This is a genomic window from Halomonas sp. V046, from assembly GCF_052645355.1.
Map to the genome: position 1 here is coordinate 69,471 of NZ_JBQXYF010000007.1, position 26,295 is coordinate 95,765.

A 26,295-nucleotide genomic window follows, 5' to 3' on the forward strand; every position below is an offset into this window, starting at 1 on the left:
AAAAGACAAGGCGGCTGCGTGGGCGCCGGCGACCGTCGTGGAGGGGCATGGGAGCAGGCCGATAACGGACTGGGGGACGGGCAACTTGGTATCTGGCGCTGTCAGGCGTTAGCCGGGGTCTGGCATTCGCTCACGCAGTTCGCGGGCCAGCAGCGTGACGTGCTCGTCGGGCCCACCGAGGTCCCTGAGGGCCTGGTCCAGGTGCAACAGGTAGTCGCTATTGGGGCCACTCGGGCCATGGGCCTCGGCGATCTGCGCGGCGATGCGGGTCAGCGAGGCGTCGCCGAGGTAAGCGGGGTTGTCCGCAGCGGCGATGTAGACCAGGCCTTCGGCGGTCTGCTCGCGGCTGCCGGCGGGGGAGCCGTCGGTGTCGACAAAGTGCAAGGTGACGACGCGCCGCAGATAGCCGTTCTTTTCCCGCAGGTCGAGAGGGGCGAGCGTTTGCGGAGCGATGCGGTAGGCCATGCCAAGACACTGGGCGCCTGGCTCATCGATCAGGGTGACCACTCGTCCGGGCGCTTGAGGGGTGCCGCGGTGGTCGTGGGAGCCTTGCCAGAAGCGGCGGGACATATCGTGAACCAGCGCCGGTCGCCGCTCGAGGTAGGGGAACCCCGCCTTCCAGATCAAGGATCCGTAGCCGAACACCCAGATCGCCTCATGGCCGTCGAAGTGGGTCATGCGTCGATTGAGCTCCCGGGTATCGCTTGACGACGCCGGCGGGCGCGCCGCATCGCCATCTTCCCGGTGATGGCTGGCTCGGTCTGAGGCGTGATGTGGCGGGTGGCGGGCGGACATCCGGTTTCCTGCGCTCTGGGTAAAGGGGGCATCGCCACCGGCGTCGACGGCGGTGGAGCTGGCGAGCCTCAATCATGCGATGGGCCGACGTCACGGCACAAGCCCCGCGGCGATCGCGGCGGGCATCGATCTTGGCCTGACGTTTGTATACAAGATATCCTGGGCTATGATGTCGCTCCGATAGAGGTATGGTCGACGCCCCTGAACGGGGCAGCAGACCCCAGCGTTGGCATGCTGGTGATGCCATCATGTCGGTGTCGATCTGGTCGCTGCGGTTCACTCTGCGGCCACATATTCCTTGCGGACACCATCCACGCATTCAGGGAGCCACCATGAGCTTTACCGTTTATCTTTCCGGCGAAATTCATACCGACTGGCGCGATGCCATCCAGCGCGGCGCCGAGCAAGCCGGGCTCGATGTCGATTTTACTTCGGCCGTGACCGACCACGATGCCAGCGATGCCGCCGGGGACCATCTGGGTGGCGAGGAGAGCGGCTTCTGGCGTGACCACAAGTCCTCCAAGGTCAACGCCATCCGCACGCGAACGCTGATCGAGCAGGCCGACCTGGTCGTCGTCCGCTTTGGCGACAAGTACAAGCAATGGAATGCAGCCTTCGACGCCGGATTCTGCGCCGCCCTCGGCACGCCCTACGTGACTCTGCACAGCGAAGAGATTGTTCATCCGCTCAAGGAAGTGGATGCCGCCGCCATGGCCTGGACCACCACCACCGACCAGGTGGTCGAGATCCTGACCTACGTGACCCGCAGCTGAGGGCCCGCAGCTGAGGGGGGGCCCGCCTTGAGTGCTGGGGAGGGAGCGAATACCGTCGTCCCCGGCGTTCAAGGTCAGACCCTCGACATCACGCTAGGGCGACTTGTTCGGCGGGGGAAAGGTGACTTCCATGCCGCGGGCGTCCAGTTGGCGAATGTCCTCGGGGCTGCCGTCGGGTGCCAGGGTCACGAGTCCGATGCCGGAACCGTTCCACAGACGTTCCCCAGCCTTGGCCCGATCCGGGTCACGCGGCCTGACCGCCATCGGCCGACGGGTGGTGAACCAGTTCAGCGGTGAGCGCGGTGAGTACAGCCAGCGGTTCAAGCGATCGAAGGTGTCGAGCAGGCTATCGGGGAAGCAGTTCTTGAGCCCGCTCGAGGTGATCTGCCACAGCATCGGCCCCTGGCGACGCTGACGAATGCGGATGTCGTAGACGAACGAGTAGTGTACGTCGCCGGACAGAATCACGTAGTGCCCAGGGGTGCGCGAGTGGCGGAAGATATTGAGCATGACGCTTGCCGCGCCGCGGTGTGCCATCCAGTTCTCGGCGTCCACCAATAGCGGTTTTCCGGCCAGGCTGAAGAGTTTCTGGATCGTCTCGATCAGCTTGACGCCGAACATCGGCGCCGGTGACACGATCACCACCGAGCCTGCGTCCATGAGCTCCTGCTGGAAGTCCGATAGAGCCTCCCAGTCCATCAGCCCGGAGGGCTTCTTCGGGTTCTTCTCGCTACGCCAGCGCCGGGTACGGGTATCCAGTACCACCAGTTTCGGCGTGCCGGGTACCTGGTACTCCCAGCCTTCGAAGCGTTGCAGGCGAGTGATCAGGGCATCGAGTTCATCGCCGTCGAGCCAGCCGTTGCTGGCCTCGGCGTCGTCGAGCAGCTTGATGGCCTCGGCAAAGGGTGTGGCTACGCGTTCGGGGTCGTTGCCCCAGCCCTGACACAGCAGGTAGGCGAGCAGGGCGTTGCCGATGATGCGCCGCGAGAAGGGGTGTCCATAGGCGCTACGTTCCCAGTCCGCGGTCAGGTTCCAGTCGTCGGTGACGTCGTGATCGTCGAAGATCATCAGCGTCGGTAGCTGGGCCATGACCCGGGCGGCGCGAGGCAGCGAGGCGACGAAGTCAGCGATGACCCGTGCCTCGTCGTCGAAGACCTCGCGGTTGTCGTCGGACAGGCTCGGTGGTGTCACCTCGAACAGGCGCCAGGGCGTCGGCGACCACACCAGCAGATACATGGCCATGACCTCGGAGAAGGTCATCAGGTGATTGTAGGCATTGGCCGAGGTGAATACCGGCTTGCGTACGCCACCGAAAAAACGCTTGCGCAACTCGTCGCCACCCTCGATATCGGGCAGCAGTTGCTGACGGCAATAGTAGGTGCCGTCGGCACGGTAGAGTGCCTGGCTATCGTCGACGGTGGCACCTTCCAGCGGCTCATCGACGAGTCCCAAACGTTCGATCAGGCGGTGGATGGCCACCAGCATCGGGCCTGCCACATCGTCGGCGTAGACCTGGTCGCCGGTCATCAGCAGCCACGCCGGCCATTGCTCGGGTGTGTCGATGCGCTCGGCCAGCCAGCCGTCCGCGTGGGCCAGGCCGTCGGGGCCGTCGTAATGGGGGCGACGGCAGGACCCGTGCATGAGTCGCCGTTGCTGTGAGGCCAGCATGAAACATGGGCGAGAACGGCCTGTGTGGCACAGGTGGGGGGCCCAGTCGGCGATGGTAGCGTCATCGGTGTCATCGATGACGAGGTCATAGTCGATGCGGCGATCCTGAGGTAGCGGCGTCTTGAGTGGCACATCGATGAAGTGGATCACCGCGTGGCGGCCGATCGGTACCTGGCGGCAGTGAGTGTCATCCAGGGCCACGGAGAACTGCGGCTCGCCGTCTGGCGCCAGGACCAGACGCAGCGCCAGACGACGGCTGGCGACCAGCCAGATCCGCAGACGCTGCGCCGACAGCCGGCGCAGCACAGGGCCCGCGAGCACGTCGGGCAGCGCCGTGTCATTGTCCTTGGTGGCGGCGGGTGGGGCGTTGTCGGGTATCGTGGCGTCACGCGCAGCGGGATCTGGCTGTCCAGCGTCGATCATGGCGTTCCCTTGGTGGACAATGGAGAGACTGGTGACAGGCCCGTGCAAGGCCCATGCAGGGCCCAAGTAAGACCCTTGATAACGCTACAATACCACTCTCGTCGAGCCTCTTGGCTAGTGTCGCGGCGTTGCGTCAAGGCCCGCGGGGTAGGCGTAAGATGCTAGCCTGACAGAAGCCCCCCATCGGTATGGAGACCCTCATGGCCTCAGCGCACGGGAAGTCTGATGAGCCGTCGAGCCGCTCGGCTGGCGAGTCCCACGGACGCTCTCAGGGTGACGCTCACGAGCACTCTCGAGGTGATTCCCACGGGCACCCTCAGGATGATTCCCACGGGCACTCTCAGGATGATTCCCACGGGCACCCTCAGGATGGTTCCCACGGGCACTCTCAGGATGGTTCCCACGGGCACCCGCAGGATGGTTCCCACGGGCACCCTCAGGATGATTCCCGCGGGCACTCTCAGGATGGTTCCTACGGGCACCCTCAGGATGATTCCCGCGGGCACCCTCAGGATGGTTCCCGCGGGCACTCTCAGGATGGTTCCCGCGGGCACTCTCAGGATGGTTCCCTCGGGCGCTCTCGAGGTGCTTCTCACGGACATTCGCCGGGTGATTCCCACGGACACTCCCACGCGCATTCCCACGGTTTTGGCCATGTGCACACCGATAGCCAGAAGCGCCTGGCCTGGGGCATTGCGCTGACGGGCACCTTCATGGTCGCCGAGGTCATCGGAGGGATCGTCTCGGGCTCTCTGGCGTTATTGGCCGATGCCGGCCATATGTTGACCGATAGCGCCGCCCTGATGCTGGCCTGGTTTGCTGCCCGTATCAGTCAGCGACCGGCGGATCCCCAGCGTAGTTTCGGTTACGAACGGGTGCAGATCCTGGCCGCCTTCGTCAACGGTCTCACCCTGATCGCCATCGTCCTCTGGATCGTGATCGAAGCGATACGCCGCCTGGCCACGCCGGTCGAGGTCGCCGGTGTGACCATGATGTCGGTGGCGGTGCTGGGGCTGGTGGTCAACATCGTGGTGTTTGCGATTCTGCACGCAGGCGACAGCGATAATCTCAATATTCGTGGCGCCGCGTTGCATGTGCTGGGTGATCTGCTGGGCTCGGTAGCGGCCATTGTCGCCGCGGCGGTGATCATGGCGACGAACTGGACGCCCATCGACCCGCTGTTGTCATTACTGGTGGCGCTGCTGATTCTGCGCAGCGCCTGGAAACTGACCAAGGAATCTGGCCACATTCTGCTCGAAGGCACGCCTGACGAACTCGATCTGGAGCGGATGAAGCGGGAGATTCCCGAGGCGCTGCCCCAGGTCTGTGATGTTCACCACCTCCACGTCTGGTCGCTGACGCCAGGGCGCCACCTGGTGTCGCTGCATGCGGCGGTATCGCCGGGGACGGACCAGCAGGCGGTGATGCTGGGTATTCGAGAACTCCTGATCGAGCGCTACGCCATCGCCCATGTGACGATCCAGATCGAGGCCGATGGCGAGTGCATCGATGAGCGCGCTGGCGCCGAGGGTGGGGCCCCGTCCAGGGTCGACTCCAGCGGGTGAGCGTGACGTGCCGCGGGTGTCCCGTTGCCAGTGCAAGGTCGTTTGCAAAGAGGGACTTTTTGTAGAGAGTGGCTTTTTGTAGAGAGTGGCTTTGCAGCGAGGGCTGGGTAGAGAGGAGCTGTGTGGAGAGGAGCTGTGCAGAGAGCGCCACGCTGAGCCCGGTGGCGGGGCCCGGTGCCGAGAGCGGGGCCCCCTGGCCATGAAAAGAGCGCTGTCACCCTGGTGACAGCGCTCTTTTCGTTGTGCGACCCGGTGCCTTCTCGTGGTGCGACCCGGTGGCTTCTCGTTGTGCGACCCGGTGCCGTCTCGTTGTGCGACCCGGTGCCTTCTCGTGGTGCGACCCGGTGGCTTCTCGTTGTGCGACCCGGTGCCGTCTCGTTGTGCGATCCGGTTCCGCCTCGTTGTGCGACCCGGTGCCTTCTCGTGGTGCGACCCGGTGGCTTCTCGTTGTGCGACCCGGTTCCGTCGCGGCGGGTCAAGCGGTCCGGCCTCGTCGCGGCGTTAGAGCAGCTTCGTCTGTCGCAGGTTGTACAGTGCGCAGGGGGCATCGAAGCTGTGGGGGTTGGCCAGGTCCCAGAATTCACGAAACAGCACATGGTCCTTGGCACCACCCTCGAGCAGTTCGTTCGGCGCCAGGGTGTCCAGCAGGCTGATGTAGGGCAGCGCCTTGCCGTTGGCGAGCCGGCGAATGATATGTTCCGGGCCGAGCTCGCTGGGGTGGTTCAGGCCCGCGGCCTCGAGCATCTCGCACAGGGCATGCAGCGTATTGGCGTGGAAGTGGTTCACCCTGACGCTCTTGTCGTCGATGTCCAGGCGGCTGCCACGGGTCCTGTCCTGGGTCGCCACGCCGCTTGGGCACTTGTCGTTGTGGCAGGTCTGGGCCTGGATGCAGCCCAGCGAGAACATGAAGCCGCGGGCCATGTTGACCCAGTCGGCGCCGAGGGCGAGGGTGCGCGCGATGTCGAAGGCGCTGATGACCTTGCCGCTGGCGCCGATACGGATACGCTCGCGCAGGCCCGCACCGACCAGGGTGGTGTGCACCAGTGACAGGGCATCGTTGAGCGGCATGCCGAGCCGATTGATAAACTCCAGTGGCGCTGCACCGGTCCCGCCCTGGCCGCCATCGACGACGATGTAGTCCGGGTGGTCGCCGCACTCGCGCATGGCCTTGACCAGGGCGAACCATTCCCAGGGATGGCCGAGGGCCAGTTTGATTCCCACCGGCTTGTCGCCGGACAGCGTGCGCAGGGTCTGGATGAACTCGATCAGCTCGCAAGGGGTCGAGAAGGCCGAGTGCGTGGACGGTGAGATGACGTCTTCTCCCACCGGTACCCCGCGGGTGGAGGCGATCTCCTGGGTCACCTTGGCGCCGGGCAGGATGCCGCCGTGGCCGGGCTTGGCCCCCTGGGACAGCTTGATCTCGATCATCTTGACCGATTCACGACGCGCATTGTCGCGGAACTTGTCGGGATCGAAGCCTCCTTGCTCGGTGCGACAGCCGAAGTAGCCGGAGCCGATCTGCCACACCAGATCTCCGCCGCGCAGGTGGTAGGGCGAGATCGCCCCTTCTCCGGTGGTGTGATAGAAGCCACCAAGCTTGGCGCCTTCGTTCAGCGAGCTGATGGCATTGGGCGACAGGGCCCCGAAGCTCATCGCCGAGATGTTCAGTACGCTGGCGCGGTACGGCTGAGCGCGCTCCTCGCCGACGAGCACGCGGAAGTCGTGGTTGTCGATCTTGACCGGGGCCAGGGACGGGCTCATCCATTCGTAGCCGGGAGCGTTCATGTCGCGTAGCGATCCGAAGGGCTTCTTGTCCACGTCGTTCTTGGCGCGACGATAGACCAGGGTGCGCTGCTCACGCGAGAACGGCGTCTCGTCGGTGTCCGATTCGATGAAGTACTGGCGGAACTCGGGGCCGATGGACTCGAGGAAGTAGCGCAGGTGCGCCAGGATCGGATAGTTGCGACTCACGGTGCGACGGCGTTGGCGGATATCTCGGGTGCCGAGCAGCGTCAGCAGACCGAACAGCACCACGCCGATCAGCCACAGGGAAGAAAAGGCCAGCCCGATCAGGCTGATCAGCAGCCCCGCGATGCTTGCGGCGTAGGCGCTGAAACGCTGTGGTAGCGAAGACATTCGATTTTCCTTGTGCATGGAGGGGCATCTCCATGCAAGCACAATCACAAGGTCAGTCAATGGGGGCGCATGGACACACACGCCACGGCACAGTGAAATGACGCCCACGCGACAACGCGGGCGAGGGGGCTTGGCGAGGGGCCAGAGCGAAGGTCGCTTGCCGCCCGTGGGCGTGGACGGGATCGGCATGATCGACGCCGGCAGGAGGCCAGCCAGTCGCAGCACAGACGTCCGGGCATCGTCTTCGGTGAGCGCAGAAAAGGCGACGGGTCAGGCACGCCGAGGACTGTCATCCAGGTGTCATGGTCTGAAATTAGTGTTGACCTGAGCAGCGAGAGCGCGCATGCTGCTCGCAGTTGGTTGGCAAGTCGAACATCGTCAGTGGTCATCGAATTGAGATTCGCGTCCGTTGCCCGGTGAAAGTTTCTTGTTTTACCCACTGCAACTCGGGTATTACCCGGCAACATTCAAGCTATTCGAGGATTTCGAAAATGGCTACTGGTACAGTTAAGTGGTTCAACGACACTAAAGGCTTCGGCTTCATTTCTCCGGACGACAACGGTGACGACCTGTTCGCTCACTTCTCCGAGATCCAAGCCGAGGGCTTCAAGTCCCTGCAAGACGGTCAGAAGGTTTCCTTCGACGTCACCCAGGGCAAGAAAGGCCTCCAGGCTTCCAACATCAAGGTCATCGACTAAGCTTAGGCTCTGTTGAAGAATCTGATGTTCACACGTTTAGCGGTTAAGGTGCGTGAAGGCCTAGCTTTCTAGCCCTGATAACGACAACGTGTATCGCGACCCGACTCCGGTTGGGTAGCACAAGAAGACCCGCTTAGGCGGGTCTTTTTGCGTTTGTGGGGCTCGTCATCGCCTTGGTCACCCGAAAACGCCACGAGAGGGCGAGCGGACCCTGCGTCATGGCGACGGACAAGGCGTCTGTGGGAGGTCGTATATGCACAGAAGGCCGGGCATTGTTCCGCGACTGACCGGTGTACTACGCCAGACTGGGATATTCCCTCATGATATGCGCGAATGTGATAAAAACATGAGAAAAAATAACTTTTTCGAATAAGATGCGGCGTCCACAATGGCTTCTCTCTCCGCAGGGACGCCTCGTCGATGTCGTTGGATGCCTGGATTACCTTTATTGTTGCCTCCGCTGTTTTTCCCCTCATGGCGCTGACGCGCCTGGGCCCGGACATGGTGTTGATGGCAGCCCTGGTGGTGCTGTTGACCCTCGGTGTCATCGATACCGACCAGGCGCTGGGAGGGTTCTCCAACAGCGGTCTGTTTACCGTTGCCTTTCTGTACGTGCTGGTCGCCAGTATTCGTGAGACCGGTGGCATTGACTTGATCATCCGCTATGTCCTTGGACGGCCGCGAGGAGAGCGGGGCGCCCTGGTGCGCTTGATCCTGCCGGTGGCGGTGGTCAGCGGGTTTCTCAATAACACTCCCGTGGTCGCGACCTTTCTGCCCGCGGTGGTCAGCTGGAGCCGGCGCCTCGGCGTATCGCCCCGGCGGCTACTGATGCCGCTGAGTTTCGCCTCGATTCTCGGCGGCACCATCACCCTGCTCGGCACCAGTACCAACCTGGTGGTGCACTCGCTGATGGTGGAACGTTATCCCGAACTCGACATGGGGTTGTTCGACCTGGCCTGGGTGGGCGTGCCGGTGGCCGTGGTGGGGCTGGTCTATCTCGTGTTGGTCGGCCACAAGTTAATGCCGGACCGTCGCGGCACCGACCAGGCCTTCGCCAACCCCCGTGAATTCACCATTGAGATGGAGGTCGACCCGGCCGGGCCGCTGGTCGATCAAACCGTCGAGCAGGCCGGCCTGCGCCATCTCGGGGAGCTGTTTCTGGTCGAGATCGAGCGCGAGGGCAACGTCGTCAGCGTGGTCGGTCCCGGTGAGCAGCTCAAGGGCGGCGATCGGCTGGTCTTTGCCGGCACCTCCGATGGTGCCGTGGACCTGCAGCAGTTTCGCGGCCTGGTGCCGTCCCGGCATGGCGAATCCAACTTGACCAAAGACTTCAAGGAGCGCCGTCTGGTAGAGGCGGTGGTGTCGGAGCAGTGCCAGTTCATCGGCCAGCGTATTCGCGACGGGCATTTTCGTACCCTCTATGGTGCGGCGGTACTGGCGGTCTGTCGGGGCGGCGAAAGGGTCGCCGGCAACCTCGGCCAGATCCGTCTTCAGCCCGCGGACGTGTTGCTGTTGGAGACTCGTCCGGCCTTCGTCGAACGTCACCGCCAGTCGCGGGACTTTCTGTTGGTCAGCCAGGTCAATGGTGCCGCACGGCCGGCCCATGAGCGTGCGCTGAGGGCCTGGGGCATTCTCGTTGCGGTCATTGTGCTGGCCACCACGGGCCTGATGAGCATGGTCAATGCGGCCATGCTCGGAGCCGCGGCTGCGCTGCTGTCGGGCTGTGTCGGCGTCGGTGCCGCCCGCCGCGGAATGGACACCCAGGTCCTGCTGACCATCGCCGCCTCCTTCGGGCTCGGTGCGGCACTGGAAAGCTCGGGAGCCGCCACGGGAGTCGCCGGCGCGTTGCTGGCGGTGTGTGGCGGCAGTCCCTGGACGTTGCTGGCAGGGACCTATGTCGTGGTGGCGCTGTTGACCTCAATGGTGACCAACAATGCCGCCGCGGTGATCACCTTTCCCATCGCCATGGCGGCAGCCGAGAGTCTGGGAGTCAACCCGATGCCCTATGTGGTGGTGGTGATGTTCGCCGCGTCGGCGAGCTTCATGACGCCTATCGGCTACCAGACCAACTTGATGGTGATGGGCCCCGGTGGGTACCGCGTCATCGACTTCCTGCGGGTCGGCGGGCCGCTGAACGTGGTCACCGGGCTGGTGGTGCTATGGCTGACGCCGATGGTGTGGCCGTTCTGATGCCGTTCTGATGTGCAGTGCCGCGCTCGAGGAATGTCGCCGCCTCCAGGCGGCGGGAGCCCGCTTGCTCAAGGTTGTGATCGTCGTGTCCCTGTGTCGGGTGGGCAGCCGAGCAGGTTTTCTTCGATGTCTGGCGCTGAGTTGATCTGATCGGGCGTTGCCGACTCGCTCCGAGCGCAGCTTTGCGCTAGGGTGTCGCCTTTGCCGAGCCATCGGTCTCTGCTGTGCCGCCTGTTCACCGGCCGGCGCGAGACGCTGCGAGCCGTGTCGCTCCAGCGCCCGTGTTCTCGGCAGAGCCGCATCCGGCGAACCGAACGTCTTGACCGTGACTGCCTTCCTAGAACGTCTTGACGGTGACTGCCTTCCGAGAGAGTGCCTTGATGAGTGACAACGACCAACTCGTAATTGAGCCCCGGGGCGACGCTCCCGCCGATGCCTGCATGATCATCCTGCACGGCCTCGGCGCCGATGGACGGGACTTCGAGTCGATGGTGCCGATGCTGCCGCGTCCCAACTACGCGCAGGTACGCTTCATCCTGCCCCATGCGCAGCGCCTACCGGTGACCGTCAATGGCGGCATGGTCATGCCGGCCTGGTATGACATCCTCGAGATGAATCTGGGGCGCCGTGTCGATGAAGTGCAGCTGCGCCAGTCGGCCAAGCGCATCCAGGGCGTCATTCAATCCCAGATCGATGCCGGTATCGACAGCCGCCGCATCCTGCTGGTGGGCTTCTCCCAGGGCGGCGCGGTCGCCTATGAGGCGGCATTGAGCTTTGCCCAGCCGCTCGGTGGCCTGCTGGCCCTGTCGACCTATTTCGCCACCGCAAGCTCTATCGAGCTGTCCGATGCCAACCGTAGCCTGCCCATCGAGGTTCACCACGGGGCGATGGATCCCGTGGTGCCCGAGTCGCTGGGTCGCGCCGGCTACCATCGACTGAAGGAAGAGGGCTTTAGCGTCGGCTATCGCCAATATCCGATGGCCCACGCCATCTGCCCCCAGCAGATCGCCGATATCGGGCAGTGGATGAGCGACAGGCTGGCACGTTGACGTTGCCTCGCCGTGGTTCGAGGCGTGCCGACAGGCCTGGCCTTGAAGGTAGTCGCCGCCGTCCCCATCGTAGGGGGAGGATGGCGCGATTCTGCATGGGTTAGTCGGCGCTCCGGCGCCGCTGGGAGCGATACGGTTTCCTTCCGAACACCGCCCGCGAGACGGTCACGGGAGCCGAGAGCCCGTCAGACGCGCTGGAATTCAAGTGCCTTGCGAAGCCGAGCACGCTGGACCATGCCCCCGGGAGACTCCAATGTCACTGAGCCAAGATCTGCGATTGCCCAAGCCCTGCCCGAATTGCGGTAGCCACAACATGCGCGTGCCAAGCGTCAAGAATCCTGACGACAGGGTCCACTGTGCCTCCTGCCAGACCTTTGTGTGTCTTTATGCCGAGGCCGCCTCGATGCTCGAAACCGCGCCGCGTAGCGAAGCCGAAGAGCTGCTCGAAGAGGCCAAGAATAAGCGTCAGTAAGTGTCATCAGGCGTGAGCGACGGGCTCAAACCATGCCGGCGGTTCTTTGCCGGCACGGCTTTCCCGAAATCTCCGCCGGCACGGCGTTCCCGAGATCTCCGCCGGTACGGCGTTCCCCAAAGGGGCTGGCGCCACCCGAGTCGTCGCCTGACTGGCCCCGGGCCATGCCGGGGGCCAGTCAGGGACCATGCCCTCGTCGCCTGTCTGTCGATCCTTCCTCTTCGATATCTCCTGCGTTGGCGATCCGCTGGCCTGGCTCGCCTCGAGCGCAGGCTGCGTTTCGATGTGCTCATCACCAGCGTTCATCACTAGCGCTCATCACCAGCGCTTGTCCAAAGAGCTCGTTACAGGAGTTCTTCGCCGGCGAGAGCCAGGCGCGAACGCTCGACGCTTCTCAGCGTGACGTGCCCGCCGTGGGGCCAGTTGGCAAAATTCTGCACCACCGCCGCCATGCCGCAGGTATTGGCGGTGAGGTAGGGCGTATCGATCTGCCCGACATTGCCCAGACAGACGATCTTGGTGTTGCGCCCGGCGCGGGTGATCAGGCTCTTCAACTGCTTTGGCGTGAAGTTCTGGGCCTCGTCGATGATCAAGAAGGTGTCGTTCAGGGTCCGTCCACGCATGAAGCCTGGGGCGCGGATCTGGACCCGCGAAGCCAACAGTTGGCGGGTGGCGTCCTCGTTCCAGGTGCTGCTGCCGTCATGTTCGTCGCGCAGCAGATTGTCCATGTTGTCGTGGAAGGCGCCCATCCAGGGCGACATCTTCTCCTCTTCGGTGCCGGGCAGGAAACCGATGTCTTCGCTCATGGAAATCGGGGCCCGAGTGAAGACGATGCGCTCGAAGCGTTTGCTGTCGAGGGTCTGCTGGAAGGCGGCGGCCAGGGTCATGAACGTCTTGCCGGTACCGGCACTGCCGGCCACGGTGACCAGGTCGATGTCGTCATCCAGGAGCAGGTTCAGGGCGAAGTTCTGGCGGCTATCGTGGGCGTGTACGCCCCAGACGCTGGCACCATGACGATAGTTGGTGAGTAGCTCCAGGGTGGCCTGATGGGGCGCAAGCTCGCGCACGATGGCTTCAAAGGTGGCTTCCTGATCATGATCGGAGACCAGCATGCCAAGGTGCCATTCCGCAGGAATCTCGCCCTTGAGCCGGTAGACGACGCGGTCGTGGTCACGCTCCACGTTGACGTCGACCGCCAGCGCCTGCCACAGGTCATGGCCGGCGTCGGGGTAAATGCGCGCGCCGTCGGTCATGGCGTCGGCATCATCGAAGGCACGGTCGGTGAGGTAGTCCTCGACCGGAACGCCAAGGGCGGCGGCCTTGACGCGCAGGTTGATGTCCTTGGTGACCAGGATCACCGAGGCGTCGGGGCGTTCATCGCGCAGGCGACAGGTTTCACACAGCAGGCGGTTGTCGGGAGAGTCGTCGAGGTTGTTGGGGATCTTCAAGTCGCTGTAGCACAGCAGACGCAGGCGGCCCTGGGGGCCGGTGACGCGGTCGATGGGGATGCCTTGACGGATCTGTTCGATATCGACCTTGGCGGTCAGGTCAGAGAGGGTCCGGCTGACTTGCCGGGCGGTACGGGCGATTTCGCGAACGCCATTCTTGTGCTTGTCGAGCTCCTCGAGCACGGTCATGGGAATGACCACTTCGTGCTCGTCGAATTGATAGAGGGCGGCGGGGTCGTGGATCAGGACATTGGTGTCCAGCACGTACAGTCGGGTGGCCTTCTTGTCGATGCGTACCATCGGCGCAGCTCTCCTGATTGTCACCTGGGACGTCACCATGACGTCTCGATGTCGACACTGTCAGCGCCTTGTGTCAGCAATGTGACAGCGGCGCCGGGTGTCGTCGCGCTCTCTCTGCGGGGGATCCTCCTGCATCTTGGGGGGCAATGGTGGCGTGGCGAGCCACCTTCTGGGGCTATGTGATTAGACCGCTACCCGGCTAATCGGTGCCTTAGCGTTAGCATGGACCATGACGAAAATGCTGCAAGGGCGAACAGTCAACGATAGCCGCTACTGCTAATTGGCGTGTCGAGGCTGTTGCGCTGTCTGGCGGCCAAGTGCCGGGCCGGCGGTGATGGCGCGGGGATGCCCCTGCGGCCTTTGGTCGGTATCGCCCCAGGCCGGGCAAGCCCAGGTCGGGCAAGCCCAGGCCGGACAAGGCACAGTGGCGCTGTCGGGCCCCCGAGCGGGGGCCGGCGCGTACGGCTTGCCGCGAGCCTGGGGTTCGGGGGGCTACGCTTCTAGAGCGAGATCATCACCCGTTCGCCCTGGAAGGCCAGCGCCCAGCTGCGCAGCTTGACCCCGTCGTCTTCCAGGCACTGACCATCGGCCAGGCGGTAGTGCTGCTTGTACAGGGGCGAGGCGACCACCGCCTCGCCCTTGATGTCGCCGACGATGCCCCGGGCGATCACGTTGGCGTTGGCCAACGGATCGTGGTGATCGATGGCGTAGAGCTCTGGGCTACGCCCGGGCAAGTAGAACAGTGCCACCTGAGCGGGTCCGTCTGCCGCCTCGATCCAGGCGGCGACGCCGGAGAAGGGCACGAGGTCCGAGCGGTGGCAGAGCGGTTGCCAGGAATGGGTCATGGCGGCGGTCGCGGTCGATGGGGTCATGGTGAGTCCTCGTTGGTTGGTCGAGCGCCTGGCACCGCGGCGCAGCGGGTGCCGGGCGCTGGCGTGTCGCTCATGCCGGGCGCAGCTGGCCGCGCTCTTCGGTGACGATGATGTCAGGGTCCGGGCGACTATCGTTGACGAAGCTCCTGAAGCGCTTGAGCTTATCGGGGTCTGACAGGGCGTTGGCCCACTCGCACTCATAGTTGTCGATGATGACCTGCATCTGACGTTCGAGCTCCTCGCCGATGGCGAGGCTGTCGTCGAGGATCACCTCCTTCAGGTACGCAAGGCCTCCTTCGAGGTTCTCGCGCCAGACCGAGGTGCGCTGCAGGCGATCGGCGGTGCGCACGTAGAACATCAACACCCGGTCGATGGTGCGAATCAGGCCGTCATCGTCGAGGTCGGTGGCGAACAGCTCCGCGTGGCGCGGGCGCATGCCGCCGTTACCGCAGACATAGAGGTTCCAGCCGTTCTCGGTGGCGATCACGCCGATGTCCTTGCTCTGTGCCTCGGCGCACTCGCGGGTGCAGCCCGAGACTGCGAACTTGAGCTTGTGGGGCGAGCGCAGGCCCTTGTAGCGATGCTCGAGGCGAATCGCCATGCCCACGCTGTCCTGCACCCCATAGCGGCACCAGGTGCTGCCGACGCAGGACTTTACCGTGCGGGTCGATTTGCCGTAGGCGTGGCCGGTTTCGAAGCCGGCCGCGATCAGCTCGCCCCAGATCGCGGGCAGGTCGTCGAGGTGAGCGCCGAACAGGTCGATGCGTTGACCGCCGGTGACCTTGGTATAGAGGCCGTACTTCTTGCCCACCTCACCCAGCACGATCAGCTTCTGCGGGGTGATTTCACCGCCGGGGATGCGCGGCACCACCGAGTAGGTGCCGTTCTTCTGCATATTGGCCATGAAGGTGTCGTTGGTGTCCTGCAGCGGAATATGCGCGGCATCGGTGATCGGCTCGTTAAAGCAGGAGGCCAGGATCGAGGCCACCGCTGGCTTGCAGACCTCGCACCCGAGGCACACCGCACCATCGTCGAGGCGCCGACCGTGCTGTTCCATCAACTCGCTGAAGGTCTTGATGCCCGCCACCCGGACGATGTCGAAGAGTTCCTGGCGGGTGTGGTCGAAGTGCTCGCACAGGGCGGTGTCGACCTCCATGCCACGAGCCGCGAGTTCATGATCGAAGACGCTCTTGAGCAGCGCCGCGCAGCCGCCACAGCCGGTGCTGGCCTTGGTCGCGCCCTTCAGGGCGCCAAGGTCCAGGCAGCCGTCGTCGATGGCGGCGCTGATGCCGCCCTTGGTGACGTTGTGACACGAGCAGATGGTCGCGGTGTCGGGGAGGGCGTCGGGGCCGAGCGCCGGCGGCCCCTCGCTGGACGGCAGGATCAGCGAGGCCGGATCGTCGGGCAATGCCAGGCCGCTTGAGTAGTACTGCATCAAGGTGTCGTAGACGCCGTTGTCGCCCACCAGCATGGCCCCGAGCAGCTTCTTGCCATCGCCGGAGACCACCAGCTTGCGATAGACCTGATTCAACTGATCGAAGTAACGAAATTGCTTGGCACTCGGCGAGCGATCGCCGTGAGCATCGCCGATGGCACCGACGTCGACGCCGAGCAGCTTGAGCTTGGTGCTCATGTCGGCGCCACGGAAGGTGGTGTCGTCAGGTGTCGGCGCCAGACGCAGGGTGTCGGCGGCGGCCTTGGCCATCTGGTAACCCGGCGCCACCAGACCGAAGATGCTGTTGTTCCACAGCGCCACCTCGCCGACGGCCAAGATGGCCGGATCACTGGTCAGACAGCGATCGTCGATGACCACGCCGCCGCGCTCGCCCATCTCGAGCCCGGCATCCCGCGCCAGCTCGTCGCGGGGCCGAATCCCCGCCGAGAACACGATCAGGTCGGTCTCGAGTACCTTGTCGTCCTGGAACACCATGCGCAGGCGGCTGGCCTGGCCGTCCTCGATGCGCTGGGTGGCACGCTCGGTAAGCACCTGTACGCCGAGGGCCTCAATCTTCTCGCGCAACAGCTCACCTCCCTGGGGGTCGACCTGCATCGGCATCAGGCGAGGGGCAAATTCCACCACCGCCGTGTCGAGGTTCAAGCCACGCAGGGCGTTGGCGGCCTCGAGGCCCAGAAGGCCGCCACCGACCACCACGCCGGTCGTGGCGGTCTCTGCGGCGGCGCGGATGGCATCGAGATCCTCGAGGGTCCGGTAGACCAGGCAGCCAGGGTGATCGTTGCCGGGAATGGGCGGCACGAAGGGGTAGGAGCCGGTAGCCAGGACCAGGCGCTCGAAGGCGTAGCTGCCTGCGGGGGTGATGACTCGACGGGCCTCGCGGTCGATGGCGGTGACCGCCTCGTGAAGACGCAACTCGATATCGTGCTCGGCGTAGTAGTCCGCGGTCGACAGCGCCAGGGACTCGGCATCGCGGCCGCTGAAGTACTCGGACAGGTGGACGCGGTCATAGGCCAGGTGGCGTTCTTCGCCGAACACCACGATGCGGTAGTCGTGGTGGGCGCCGCGCTCGACGAGTTGCTCGATCAGGTGGTGACCGACCATGCCGTTGCCCACCACAATCAGCGTAGGACGCGGGGCCCGTGCGGCATTGTTGGCCGAGGCGGCGCTCTCGGATGATGGTGTCGGCTGGGAAGATGAGGGAGATGTGGTCATGCGGCGGCCTCCTGGGTGGTGGCGTCGTTGTCGGTCGAGAAGGGCCGTTCGGCCATCAGGGATTCGGTGTCGCTCTGCCCCAGCAGCAGCGACTGGCGCACCGTATCGAGGCGGGTGGCATCGTTGGCCAGTTGGAAGAGCCAGGGCCCCATGCGGGTATCGCCGTAAAGCACGACGCCCTCCAGGCGTCCTTCCTTGAGCAGCAAGCGGCGATACTCGCCCTGCTCGCGGTCGTGGTAGGTCAGCACCTCGTGCTCGCCGTCGGCCTCGGTGGGGCCGAAGGCGTAGAGCGATACCCCGGACACCTTGAGCTTGGTGGCGCTGTCCTGGTCGCGGTACGGTGCATGGTCTTGGCCGGTGAGATGGGCGCTGAGTACCGCGACCTGGCGCCAGATCGGTTCCACCAGGCCATAGGTGGTGTCCTTGAATTGGCAGCACTCGCCAAGGGCGGAGATCGCCGCATCGGAGGTGGTCAGGCGCTCGTCGACGCGGATGGCGCGGTCACAGTCCAGGCCCGCTTGGCGGCCGAGTTCGGCGTTCGGCGTGATGCCGGCGGCGATCACCACGCGCTGGGCGGGCAGCCGAGCGTCATCGCCGATCAGGCGAACGCCGCTGACCCGGCCGCGGTCATCGCCGAAGATCTCTGCCAGCTGGGCATCGGTACGGATGCTGACGCCGCGGGCCTTGAGCTCTGCGGCGAGCAGGTCGGCGGCGGCGGCGTCGAGCTGGCGATTCATCAGTCGCGGGCCACGCTGGAGGACGGTGACCTCCATGCCCCGGCGGCGTAGGCCCTCGGCGGCCTCGAGGCCGAGCAGGCCGCCGCCGATGACCACCGCCTGACCGCCATGTTCGGCGCCGGCCGCGAGGTCCTCGGCGTCTGCGAGGTCGCGGAAGCCGCCGACCCCCTCCAGATCGATGCCGGGGACTTCGGGCATCGCCGAGCGCGAGCCGGTCGCGATGACGAGATGGTCATAGGCGAACACCTCACCGTCTGCGCAGTGAACGAGGCGCCGCTGGCGGTCGATCGCCTCGACCCTGAGTCCTCGGCGGTGGGACAGGTGCGGCCCAGGGGCGTCGCCTTGGCCTTGGCCAGTGCCTTGGCCAGTGCCAGGAGCGCCCTCGTCGTGTCCATGGCCGCTGGGCTTGGCTTGCCGGTGCGCCGCAATGCTGGGCAACGCCAGCTCGTCATGGTCGATGTCACCGGCAAGCCAGGCCGACAGCATGATGCGGTTGTAAGCCGCGCTGGCTTCCTCGCCGATGACGGTCACCCATGCCGGGCCGGTGGGGGCCTTCGTCAGCGCCTCGAGCAGGCGGTGAGCGGCCATGCCGTTGCCGATGATCACCAAGTGACCTTGGCGCGGCGGGGCGGTGTTGACGCTTGGCTGTGGGGAGAGATCACGGCGCATGTCAGGGGTCCTCTCTGTTCGCTGCCGGCGCGTGCCGACAACCCAAAAGACGCCTCGAACGCCCCAGATGCGGGGTGTTGGAGACGTCTTTGTCCAAGGGCTGTGGCGAAGGCTGGTGTGGAAACGGTGGTCCGACGTAGTGGGCGATCTTCGTTGATCGCGGCAGGCGCTTGGGCCGGCCTTTGTCAGATGACAATCAAGACCTGGGCCAGAGTTCAATTACCTTAATTTTTTCATGGTGTTGTGGGTTTTTTTACACCCAGGGGCCTGCGCTGACGGCGCGCCGTCCGGTGTCGAGGCACACCATTGGTGCGCCTTGGCGGCGGTTTGCACTATTCACCTTCAGGCCCCTGAGTCCGGGGCCGAGCCACGCGGTCGAAGGCGGTTGGGCTATAGCAATCCTCCAGGGTGTCGGCGTCGAGTCGGCGGCCCCTGGCCGTGAGCTGTTGATCGAGGTGCTCGGCGATGGCGACGAAGGCCTCCGGGCAGGGCCGCAGCACTTCGGTGAGACGCTGGCGGGCGGGTGCCAGGCCCAGGCGCAGGTCATCCAGGTGGTCGATGCTGCGGTCCAGATAGGGTGGTAGGGCGAGCCAATCCCGAGTCTGTCGCGTCGCCGTCGGAACCTCATCGAGCCAGGCGGCGGTGGCGATCAGCGAGCGTATCAGCGCGTCCAAGGTGCCCGGGTAGCGCTTGGCCCAGGACGCGGTGACGCCGAGTACCTTCTCCGGATGTCCGGGCCACAGGTCGGCGCCAGTGGCGACGATGCGTCCCACGCCGTGATGCTCGGCCAGGCTCCCCCAGGGTTCGCCGACGCAGAAGCCATCGATCTGGCCGTCGCGCAGGGCGTCGACCATCCGCGGCGGCGGCAGGGCGACGAGCTCGACGCTGCTGTCCGGGTCGATGCCGCCACGACCCAGCCAATCACGCAGCTGAAAGTGCTGACACGACCAGGGATAGACCATGGCCAGCCGCGGTGGCGTGCCGCTGCCGTGGATCAGGTGCTCGGCCAGGGTCTCGCGCAGCCGGCGCGCGTTGGCGCCCGGATCTTGTGGGGCAGGAGGAGGCATGCCCTCGGCATAGCGATTGGACAGCACCAGGGTATTGCCCTGGGAGCCGAGCACCATCGGCGCCAGGGTTTCACAGGGCGCACGGGACAGGCCGAGGCTCATGGCCAGCGGCAGCGGGGCAAGCATATGGGCGCCGTCGAGCAGGCCGGCGGCGACCTTGTCGCGCAGGGTCGACCAGGCGTTCTCGCGTGACAGACTGACATCCAGTCCTGCGGCAGCGAAGAAGCCGCCTTCTCGGGCGGCCACCAGCAGGGCGGCATCGACTAGCGGGATGAAGCCCAGCGTCAGCGCCTCGAGTTCGGGCGGTCGGAAGGAGGCCCCTGCGGCCGTGATGGAGGTGCAGATCGCCGTGGCGGACGACGGCGTCGTCGGTGGTTGGTTCATTGTCCCTTCTCCAGGCGTTCGAGGATGTCGATCACGTTGGTGGCCACCTCATGGATGCGTTGGCCGCGGTCCATGGCCAGCTTGCGCAGCATGCGGTAGGCCTGCTGCTCGTCGCAGCTCTGATGCTTCATCAGCAGGCCCTTGGCGCGCTCGATACGCTTGCGTTCGGCGAGCTGATTGCGCGTTCGATCGAGCTCCTGACGCATGGACTGGAAGGACGCGAAGCGGGCGATGGCGACGTCCATGATCGCCTTGACTCGCCCGGGAACCAGGCCGTCGACCACGTAGGCACTGACGCCGGCCTTGAGCGCATCCTGCATCGAGTGCGGGTCGTGCTGGTCGGCGAAGAACACCACCGGGCGAGGGTTCTCGCGATTGAGCAAGGCCATGCTGTCCAGGGTGTCGCGATCGGGGGATTCCATGTCGATGATCACCACGTCCGGGCGATGGCGCGCGACCATGTCGTTGAGGCTGGCCGGGCTCGTCAGACGGCAGATGACCGCGTGGCCCTCGCCGGCCAATGCCTCTTCGATCATGGCGGCACGCACGATCTCGTCGTCGACCAGAAGCACTTTCAGGGGTTCGGGCATGGGCGTGACTCGTGGACTGGAGCTGGCCGACCGCCAGGGCGGTCGGGCGGTGCGGAAGATAGCGGAACGCTTGGGTCCTCGCGATGCCTAGTTGATGCAATAAGCTAATGCAATAAACTAATGCAACAGGTTTATGCAATAAGTGTTCCAGGTGTGGGCCGGCGAGCCACGGTCAAGCCGACGGCGCCTCGGCTGTGGGCACGCCCCTCATTGGGCGGGGACCTTGGACGCCTCCCCGCGACGCAGGGGAATGACGCCGGGGGCACGACGCCGGAAGGGGCGGCGGTGTTTGCTGCACCGCAGTGGTGCAGCCGACCTTGGTGCGCCGGAGCCATGGTGCACCAGGACCGGCGTGATCGCCGGTTCGCGCTGGCGGGACTCGTGAAGGGATCCCTGCCGGACGCCGTTTGGTCGCCACTTTCGCTAGCCTGGCACGTCTCTTGCTTTCCTGATGGGTAGATCAGGGGGAGCCAACGCCGGCTTCCACCGGCAACGACGCCCACCGGTCCTTGAGTGCTTGCCGCCGCCGCGGTGAGTCACCAGGACGGTGGGCGTCTTGCGTGGTGGCTCCCCCGCCACGCTATCAATGGCATCCAGGAGAGCGATATGGCTCAGTTGTGCAACGCCCGGGGCGAGCCGCGGTCAGACAGCGTCACCGCCTTGACCACCTGTCCCTATTGCGGGGTGGGCTGCGGGGTCAAGGCGCGCCTCGAGGCCGGGGTCGTGGTGGACGTCGAAGGCGATAGCGAGCATCCCGCCAACTACGGTCGCCTGTGCGTGAAGGGCTCGGCGCTGGCGGAGACGCTTGGCCACCACGGCCGCTTGACGCGCCCTCGGGTGGATGGCATCGAGGTCGACTGGGAGACCGCCCTGGACGCGGTCGGTGAGCGCCTTCAAGGTGTCCGTCACCGCCACGGCAACCAGGCCGTCGCCGGATACCTCTCGGGGCAACTGTTGACCGAGGACTACTACGCGGCCAATAAGCTGTTCAAGGGCTTTCTCGGCACGCCCCATCTGGATACCAATTCGCGGCTGTGCATGGCGTCGGCGGTGGCCGCCTACAAGCGCTCGTTCGGCGCCGACGCCGTACCCTGCAGCTACGAGGATCTGGAGGAGGCCGAACTGGTCGTGCTGGTCGGCTCCAACCTGGCCTGGAATCACCCGGTGCTGTTCCAGCGTCTGCGCGTGGCCAAGACCCGCAATCCGCTGATGCGCGTGGTGGTCATCGACCCACGCGTGACCGACAGCTGCGAGTTGGCCGATCTGTATCTGGGCATACGGCCCGGGTCGGATGCCCGCCTGTTCAACGGGCTGCTGGCCTTCATGGCGGATCGCAGGCGACTCGACAGGGTCTATCTGGACGCCTTCACCTCGGGCTTCGATGACGCCCTGGCGGCCGCGCGGGAGGGCGGCGGCGATATCGAGGCCGTGGCGGCGGACTGCGACGTCGACGCCGAGCGACTCGAGACCTTCTACTACTGGTTTGCCAGCCAACTGCACGTGGTGACGCTTTACTCCCAGGGCATCAATCAATCCACCAGCGGCACCGACAAGTGCCACGCGATCATCAACTGCCACCTGGCCGGCGGCAAGATCGGCCTGCCGGGTGCCGGACCCTTTTCCATCACCGGCCAGCCGAACGCCATGGGTGGGCGTGAGGTGGGCGGCCTGGCCAATCAGCTCGCCGCTCACATGGACTACGATGGCCCCGGCGCCATCGACCGGGTGACGCGCTTCTGGACCACCGATTCGCTGACCCCGACGTTGCCACAGGGGCCGGGCCACAAGGCGGTCGACCTGTTCGAGGCCATCGAGCGCGGCGAGATTCAGGCGCTGTGGATCATGGCGACCAATCCGCTGATCAGCCTGCCCGACGCCAACCGGGTGCGCGCCGCCATCGCCAAGTGCCCGCTGGTGATCGTCTCTGAGTGCATGGCGGACACCGACCTGGTCGAGCTCGCCGATATCGTGCTACCGGCCAGCGGCTGGTCGGAGAAGGACGGCACCGTGACCAACTCCGAGCGGCGCCTGTCTCGACAGCGCGGGTTGATGCCCCCTCCCGGTGAGGCTCGCCACGACTGGTGGATCATCGCGCGGGTGGCCGAGCGCCTGGGGTACGGTGAGGCCTTCGCCTATGCGCACCCGAGCGAGATCTTCACCGAGCACGCGGCGCTCTCCGGCTTCGAGAACGACGCCGAGCATCAGCGCCGGCTGTTCGATATCTCGGCGTTGGCCGGGCTTGATCGTGCCGGCTATGACGCCCTGGCGCCGATCCAGTGGCCGGTGACCCGGGAGTCCCCGCAGGGCACTGCGCGGCTGTTCGAGGACGGGCGCTTTGCCACCCCCGACGGCCGGGCTCGGCTGTGGCCGGTGACGCCGAGGGCGCCCGAGCAGCCGCTGACCGAGGCCTACCCACTGCGCCTGAACAGCGGACGGGTGCGCGATCAGTGGCACACCATGACCCGCACCGGGCGCGCTCCGCGCTTGATGAACCATCGCGCCGAGCCCTTCGTCGAGGTCCACGAGGCCGACGCCGAGGCCCTCGGCCTCCTCGACCAGGGCCTGGCACGGATCAGCGCCGCCGGCGGCGAAATGCGAGCCCGGGTACGGGTCTCACCGGCGCAGCGCCGGGGCGAAGTGTTCGTGCCGATCCACTGGACCGATCGTTTCAGCCTGGCGGCGCGGGCGGGGAGCCTGTTTGCTGCCTTCACCGACCCGCTGTCGGGTCAACCCGAATCCAAGCATGGCGCGGTGGCGCTTACGCCCTTGCCGAGCGCCTGGGAAGCGACCCTGGTCATGGCGACCGATCTTGCGACGCCAGAGATTGCCGCGCAGGCGTGTGCCGATACCGCCTACTGGACCCGGGTGCCACTGGTCGCTGGTGAGCGCTGGCAGCTCGCCGGTGATCCGCGGCTCGCCACTCGCGACTGGCTGGTCTGGCTCGATGCGACCCTGCCGGTGGCGGCGGGGCCGGTGGCCCATGACCCGGCAAGCGGCCGCCTGCGTGCCGCCGGCATCGAGCATGGCCGGCTGCGCTGGTGGCTGATGGTCGCGCCGGTCGGTGAGTTGCCGGGCCTTGGCTGGGTCTGTGAACGACTGACCGAGGCCGCCGCCGGGGGCGTACTGAGCGCCGAGCAGCGCCGCCGGGTGCTGGCGGGCTGTGACGATGGTGCGGCGGACCAGGGGCCCGTCGTGTGCAGCTGCCATCAGGTCGGGCGCAACGCCATTGTCACGGCCATTCGCGGCGGCGACGACAGCGTCGAGGCCCTCGGCGCCCGGCTCGCCTGTGGCACCCAGTGCGGTAGCTGTGTTCCCGAATTGAAATCCCTGCTTGAAGAGGAGAAGAGCCATGCGCGTACCGGCTCCCGCGACGTCTCGCCCCATGCCCAGCCAGCCTGATATCGCCAGCGCCAGCGCCAGGCCCACGGCGCCGAAGGCGTCGGGTCGGCTTTCGACCTGGATGGTGCGGGGCGCTTTGGTGCTCGCCTCGGCGCTTGCACGGCTGGCTCAGGATGCGCTGGCTCGGGATGTACAGGGGCCGCTGGAGCGGCGCCTCGGTGGTGGTCGCCAGGGCAGCGATCGGGCGGCGCCGTCTGAGTGGGGAGACGCTGGCGATCGTCAGCCCCGCGGTAGCGTGTCTCTGGTCGGTGCCGGAAGCGGCGCCGGGGAGCTACTCACGCTGCGGGCGCTGCGTCGCCTGCGCCAAGCCGATGCGGTGGTCTATGACCGCCTGGTCGGCGCAGAGGTGCTGGCGTACCTGCCGGCCCACGTCGAGCGTTACTACGTGGGCAAGGCGCGGGGCCACCATAGCGTGGCGCAGGATCAGATCGGTGCGCTGATGATACGCCTGGCGCGTGCCGGCAAGGCCGTGGTGCGCCTCAAGGGCGGCGACCCGGGGGTGTTCGGGCGCATGGGCGAGGAGCTGGCGGCACTGGATGCGGCCGGTATCGCCACCGAGATCGTGCCTGGTATCACCGCGGCCTCCAGCGCCTGCGCCGCCATGGGCATTCCGCTGACCGATCGCGGCCACGCCCAGAGCCTGCGCCTGGTCACCGCGCAGCTGTGCCGTGAAGGCGGTGAGCCCGACTGGGCGACACTGGCGCGCCGCGATGAAACCCTGGTCTTCTACATGGGGCTGAACAAGCTCGAGGCGATCACCCAGGGGCTCAGCGGCGCGGGGCTCCCGGCGGACTGGCCGGTGATGCTGGTGGCCAATGCCAGCCTCCCCGACCAGCAGAGCCTGACAGGCACCCTGGCGGATATGCCGGCACGCCTTGCCGCTTCGCCCTTGCCATCGCCGTGTCTGATCATCGTCGGTAGCGTGGTGGGCATGGTCGAGGCACGCAAGCTGAGCATCGAGCAGGCACTGGCTGACATTGGTTGATGCGATCGGGGGGCTCGAACGTCGCCCTGTGGACCGTGCCGGTGGTTGAGAGATGGCGGGGCCCTATTTTGGCGACAGCACCACGGTGGCATGGCCGTTGGCGATGCCGGGGCTGACGTCGCCGGTTCTGACGTAGCGGGCCAGAAAATCGAACGCCAGAATCCCCGACGTATTCGACCTGAGTCCGGTATCGATCCAGCGGTAGGCGGCGAAGGCGCTGCCTTCCGGTGTGATGGGCAGTGGCGTTGTGCCGTCGGAACGGACAAGCTGAATGCCGACGCCTTTCGCCTGCTGGGCATCGGTGTCGATGGAGAGAATGCCCTGATTGCCGCTGGGGTCGAAGGCGTCGATGGTGCCTGTCACGGCCCACTTGATGTTGGTGTTGGCCACGCAGTTGGCGGTGATGTTGACCGCTGCGTCGGCGACGCCTGACGGCGGCTGTCCCACCGTCTTGAAATAGTTCTCGCGTACCTCGCCGAGGTTGACCAGTACATCGGCGAAGCTTTGGCAGGGGTTGAGGCGCACCCGGGTATTCTGGGCCAATCGTAGGCGTATCAGGCTGAACAGGTCGGAATTGTCCCCCGGTGGCGTGGCCTGGTTGTTCAGTAACGAGAACAGGCTGAAGCCGTTCCCGCCATTGTTCTGCAGCTGCACGCCGCTGATGCCGGGATTGCCCGCTAGCTTGTATAGCGTGACCTTGAGTGAGAAGGGCGAGAACTGGCGCCAGTTGATGGCGTAGGCACTGGTTGGGCAACCCACGCCGACCAGCTTGGGAAATCCGGCGGCCTCGCCGGTGCCGTGCAGTGCATCGGTGCAGGGAATCCCGTGGATAGGGGATGTGAGTGGCGGGAGGTTCTTGCGCGGGCTGGCCGATACCCAGGCGAAGGGCAGCGCCTGGCCGTCCGTCATTAACTCTACCGTATAGCCGACGCTACCACTGCCGTTCCAACCTCCCTCGTAGGGGTTGCCGCGGCCGCCGTCCTGCATGACGTACATGTTGCCATCGCTGGTGGCCGCCACCACGGTCCCGATGGGGCCTTGATTGCTGCTGCGTGACCAGTGCTGCTCCAACCACCAGTAGGCGATGGTATCGGACGTTCTGGAGCAGGTTGCCACCCAGCCACCGTTCGGCGAGTACAGCTGGCTGCCGGCTAGCGTCGCGGTGGCGATAGGCGTGCCGACCGGTGTGGATGCGTCGATGACGATCTCGGCGCCGAAGTCGACCAGTAGCGGATAGTTGTTCCAGGGATTGGTGATACGGGTGCAGTTGCTCGATGCAGTGCTGCTCGCCAGGCACAAGGCCAGCAGGATGGCCGCCTTGGCGAGCCCTGCGAACGGGCCCGTGAACATCCGTTTCCACCCTCCGTTGGACAGCCCTTCCCCCCCCCTCGGCAATGGCATCTCGAC

General features: G+C 65.6%; 19 protein-coding genes. 8 read left to right on the forward strand and 11 right to left on the reverse strand.

Going from position 1 to position 26,295, the window contains the following annotated elements; genetic code table 11:
• Nucleotides 1–108: 108 nt before the first annotated feature.
• A complete protein-coding gene (locus tag ACUN9Y_RS10895) occupies nucleotides 109–678 on the reverse strand; it encodes a gamma-glutamylcyclotransferase (RefSeq protein WP_445460948.1) in 570 nt (189 codons plus the stop codon).
• Nucleotides 679–1,127: 449 nt separating this feature from the next.
• On the opposite strand from ACUN9Y_RS10895, the gene ACUN9Y_RS10900 reads away from it, so the two are divergent.
• Nucleotides 1,128–1,568, forward strand: a complete 441-nt coding sequence (locus ACUN9Y_RS10900) for a YtoQ family protein (protein WP_445460740.1) — start codon at nucleotides 1,128–1,130, stop codon at nucleotides 1,566–1,568.
• A 93-nt stretch (nucleotides 1,569–1,661) separates the two neighbouring features.
• Here the strand turns inward: ACUN9Y_RS10900 and ACUN9Y_RS10905 are convergent, their stop codons facing one another.
• Nucleotides 1,662–3,659: an alkaline phosphatase family protein gene (locus tag ACUN9Y_RS10905; protein WP_445460741.1), complete on the reverse strand. Its 1,998-nt coding sequence runs from the start codon at nucleotides 3,657–3,659 to the stop codon at nucleotides 1,662–1,664.
• 206 nt (nucleotides 3,660–3,865) lie between these two features.
• Nucleotides 3,866–4,315: a hypothetical protein gene (locus ACUN9Y_RS10910; RefSeq protein ID WP_445460742.1), complete on the reverse strand. Its 450-nt coding sequence runs from the start codon at nucleotides 4,313–4,315 to the stop codon at nucleotides 3,866–3,868.
• Between ACUN9Y_RS10910 and ACUN9Y_RS10915 the strand changes: the two genes are divergently transcribed.
• Nucleotides 4,316–5,224 carry a cation diffusion facilitator family transporter gene (locus tag ACUN9Y_RS10915; RefSeq protein ID WP_445460743.1) on the forward strand — a complete coding sequence of 303 codons (909 nt, stop codon included), beginning with the start codon at nucleotides 4,316–4,318 and terminating at the stop codon, nucleotides 5,222–5,224.
• Nucleotides 5,225–5,725: 501 nt separating this feature from the next.
• Here the strand turns inward: ACUN9Y_RS10915 and ACUN9Y_RS10920 are convergent.
• Entirely contained in the window at nucleotides 5,726–7,360 is a 1,635-nt protein-coding gene (locus ACUN9Y_RS10920; RefSeq protein ID WP_445460744.1) for an FMN-binding glutamate synthase family protein, read from the reverse strand.
• A gap of 491 nt (nucleotides 7,361–7,851) precedes the next feature.
• On the opposite strand from ACUN9Y_RS10920, the gene ACUN9Y_RS10925 reads away from it, so the two are divergent.
• The 4 genes from ACUN9Y_RS10925 (at nucleotide 7,852) to ACUN9Y_RS10940 (ending at nucleotide 11,769) form a co-directional block, all read left to right on the forward strand.
• Nucleotides 7,852–8,058 (forward strand): cold-shock protein, encoded by a 207-nt coding sequence (locus ACUN9Y_RS10925; RefSeq protein ID WP_126484220.1) that lies wholly within the window; start codon nucleotides 7,852–7,854, stop codon nucleotides 8,056–8,058.
• A 420-nt stretch (nucleotides 8,059–8,478) separates the two neighbouring features.
• Nucleotides 8,479–10,248, forward strand: coding sequence for an SLC13 family permease (locus ACUN9Y_RS10930; RefSeq protein WP_445460745.1), 1,770 nt, complete (start codon nucleotides 8,479–8,481; stop codon nucleotides 10,246–10,248).
• Between the two features lie 380 nt (nucleotides 10,249–10,628).
• Entirely contained in the window at nucleotides 10,629–11,297 is a 669-nt protein-coding gene (locus ACUN9Y_RS10935) for an alpha/beta hydrolase (protein ID WP_445460746.1), read from the forward strand.
• 253 nt (nucleotides 11,298–11,550) lie between these two features.
• Nucleotides 11,551–11,769 carry a hypothetical protein gene (locus ACUN9Y_RS10940; RefSeq protein WP_445460747.1) on the forward strand — a complete coding sequence of 73 codons (219 nt, stop codon included), beginning with the start codon at nucleotides 11,551–11,553 and terminating at the stop codon, nucleotides 11,767–11,769.
• Between the two features lie 344 nt (nucleotides 11,770–12,113).
• Here ACUN9Y_RS10940 and ACUN9Y_RS10945 read toward each other — a convergent pair whose 3' ends face one another.
• The 6 genes from ACUN9Y_RS10945 to ACUN9Y_RS10970 all read right to left on the reverse strand — a co-directional run bounded on the left by ACUN9Y_RS10945 (nucleotide 12,114) and on the right by ACUN9Y_RS10970 (nucleotide 20,504).
• Complete coding sequence (locus ACUN9Y_RS10945; RefSeq protein ID WP_445460748.1) at nucleotides 12,114–13,517, reverse strand: PhoH family protein; 1,404 nt, start codon at nucleotides 13,515–13,517, stop codon at nucleotides 12,114–12,116.
• Between the two features lie 500 nt (nucleotides 13,518–14,017).
• A complete protein-coding gene (gene nirD / locus ACUN9Y_RS10950) occupies nucleotides 14,018–14,389 on the reverse strand; it encodes a nitrite reductase small subunit NirD (protein WP_445460749.1) in 372 nt (123 codons plus the stop codon).
• 70 nt (nucleotides 14,390–14,459) lie between these two features.
• The gene (gene nirB, locus ACUN9Y_RS10955; protein WP_445460949.1) at nucleotides 14,460–16,946 is read right to left on the reverse strand and encodes a nitrite reductase large subunit NirB; all 2,487 of its coding nucleotides are present in this window, start codon (nucleotides 16,944–16,946) and stop codon (nucleotides 14,460–14,462) included.
• 107 nt (nucleotides 16,947–17,053) lie between these two features.
• Nucleotides 17,054–18,463 (reverse strand): NAD(P)/FAD-dependent oxidoreductase, encoded by a 1,410-nt coding sequence (locus tag ACUN9Y_RS10960; protein WP_445460750.1) that lies wholly within the window; start codon nucleotides 18,461–18,463, stop codon nucleotides 17,054–17,056.
• Between the two features lie 332 nt (nucleotides 18,464–18,795).
• Nucleotides 18,796–19,914, reverse strand: a complete 1,119-nt coding sequence (locus tag ACUN9Y_RS10965) for a CmpA/NrtA family ABC transporter substrate-binding protein (protein WP_445460751.1) — start codon at nucleotides 19,912–19,914, stop codon at nucleotides 18,796–18,798.
• Nucleotides 19,911–20,504 carry an ANTAR domain-containing response regulator gene (locus tag ACUN9Y_RS10970; RefSeq protein WP_445460752.1) on the reverse strand — a complete coding sequence of 198 codons (594 nt, stop codon included), beginning with the start codon at nucleotides 20,502–20,504 and terminating at the stop codon, nucleotides 19,911–19,913. The genes ACUN9Y_RS10965 and ACUN9Y_RS10970 overlap by 4 nt, the downstream gene beginning before the upstream one ends.
• 606 nt (nucleotides 20,505–21,110) lie before the next feature.
• On the opposite strand from ACUN9Y_RS10970, the gene ACUN9Y_RS10975 reads away from it, so the two are divergent.
• Nucleotides 21,111–23,903 (forward strand): nitrate reductase, encoded by a 2,793-nt coding sequence (locus tag ACUN9Y_RS10975; protein ID WP_445460753.1) that lies wholly within the window; start codon nucleotides 21,111–21,113, stop codon nucleotides 23,901–23,903.
• Nucleotides 23,854–24,888 carry a uroporphyrinogen-III C-methyltransferase gene (gene cobA / locus ACUN9Y_RS10980; protein ID WP_445460754.1) on the forward strand — a complete coding sequence of 345 codons (1,035 nt, stop codon included), beginning with the start codon at nucleotides 23,854–23,856 and terminating at the stop codon, nucleotides 24,886–24,888. The genes ACUN9Y_RS10975 and cobA overlap by 50 nt, the downstream gene beginning before the upstream one ends.
• 63 nt (nucleotides 24,889–24,951) lie before the next feature.
• Here cobA and ACUN9Y_RS10985 read toward each other — a convergent pair whose 3' ends face one another.
• Entirely contained in the window at nucleotides 24,952–26,238 is a 1,287-nt protein-coding gene (locus ACUN9Y_RS10985) for a fimbrial protein (RefSeq protein ID WP_445460755.1), read from the reverse strand.
• Nucleotides 26,239–26,295 lie beyond the last annotated feature (57 nt).

Bases quoted from the DNA above. Each gene is read 5' to 3' on its own strand.
- nirB (WP_445460949.1), bottom strand. From the start codon at position 16,946: ATGGTCGGTCACCACCTGATCGAGCAACTCGTCGAGCGCGGCGCCCAC.
- ACUN9Y_RS10965 (WP_445460751.1), bottom strand. From the start codon at position 19,914: ATGAACCAACCACCGACGACGCCGTCGTCCGCCACGGCGATCTGCACC.
- ACUN9Y_RS10945 (WP_445460748.1), bottom strand. From the start codon at position 13,517: ATGGTACGCATCGACAAGAAGGCCACCCGACTGTACGTGCTGGACACC.
- cobA (WP_445460754.1), top strand. From the start codon at position 23,854: ATGCGCGTACCGGCTCCCGCGACGTCTCGCCCCATGCCCAGCCAGCCT.
- ACUN9Y_RS10975 (WP_445460753.1), top strand. From the start codon at position 21,111: ATGGCTCAGTTGTGCAACGCCCGGGGCGAGCCGCGGTCAGACAGCGTC.
- ACUN9Y_RS10940 (WP_445460747.1), top strand. From the start codon at position 11,551: ATGTCACTGAGCCAAGATCTGCGATTGCCCAAGCCCTGCCCGAATTGC.
- ACUN9Y_RS10930 (WP_445460745.1), top strand. From the start codon at position 8,479: ATGTCGTTGGATGCCTGGATTACCTTTATTGTTGCCTCCGCTGTTTTT.
- ACUN9Y_RS10895 (WP_445460948.1), bottom strand. From the start codon at position 678: ATGACCCACTTCGACGGCCATGAGGCGATCTGGGTGTTCGGCTACGGA.
- nirD (WP_445460749.1), bottom strand. From the start codon at position 14,389: ATGACCCCATCGACCGCGACCGCCGCCATGACCCATTCCTGGCAACCG.
- ACUN9Y_RS10910 (WP_445460742.1), bottom strand. From the start codon at position 4,315: ATGGCCAAAACCGTGGGAATGCGCGTGGGAGTGTCCGTGGGAATCACC.
- ACUN9Y_RS10985 (WP_445460755.1), bottom strand. From the start codon at position 26,238: ATGTTCACGGGCCCGTTCGCAGGGCTCGCCAAGGCGGCCATCCTGCTG.
- ACUN9Y_RS10960 (WP_445460750.1), bottom strand. From the start codon at position 18,463: ATGCGCCGTGATCTCTCCCCACAGCCAAGCGTCAACACCGCCCCGCCG.
- ACUN9Y_RS10925 (WP_126484220.1), top strand. From the start codon at position 7,852: ATGGCTACTGGTACAGTTAAGTGGTTCAACGACACTAAAGGCTTCGGC.
- ACUN9Y_RS10935 (WP_445460746.1), top strand. From the start codon at position 10,629: ATGAGTGACAACGACCAACTCGTAATTGAGCCCCGGGGCGACGCTCCC.
- ACUN9Y_RS10900 (WP_445460740.1), top strand. From the start codon at position 1,128: ATGAGCTTTACCGTTTATCTTTCCGGCGAAATTCATACCGACTGGCGC.
- ACUN9Y_RS10920 (WP_445460744.1), bottom strand. From the start codon at position 7,360: ATGTCTTCGCTACCACAGCGTTTCAGCGCCTACGCCGCAAGCATCGCG.
- ACUN9Y_RS10905 (WP_445460741.1), bottom strand. From the start codon at position 3,659: ATGATCGACGCTGGACAGCCAGATCCCGCTGCGCGTGACGCCACGATA.
- ACUN9Y_RS10970 (WP_445460752.1), bottom strand. From the start codon at position 20,504: ATGCCCGAACCCCTGAAAGTGCTTCTGGTCGACGACGAGATCGTGCGT.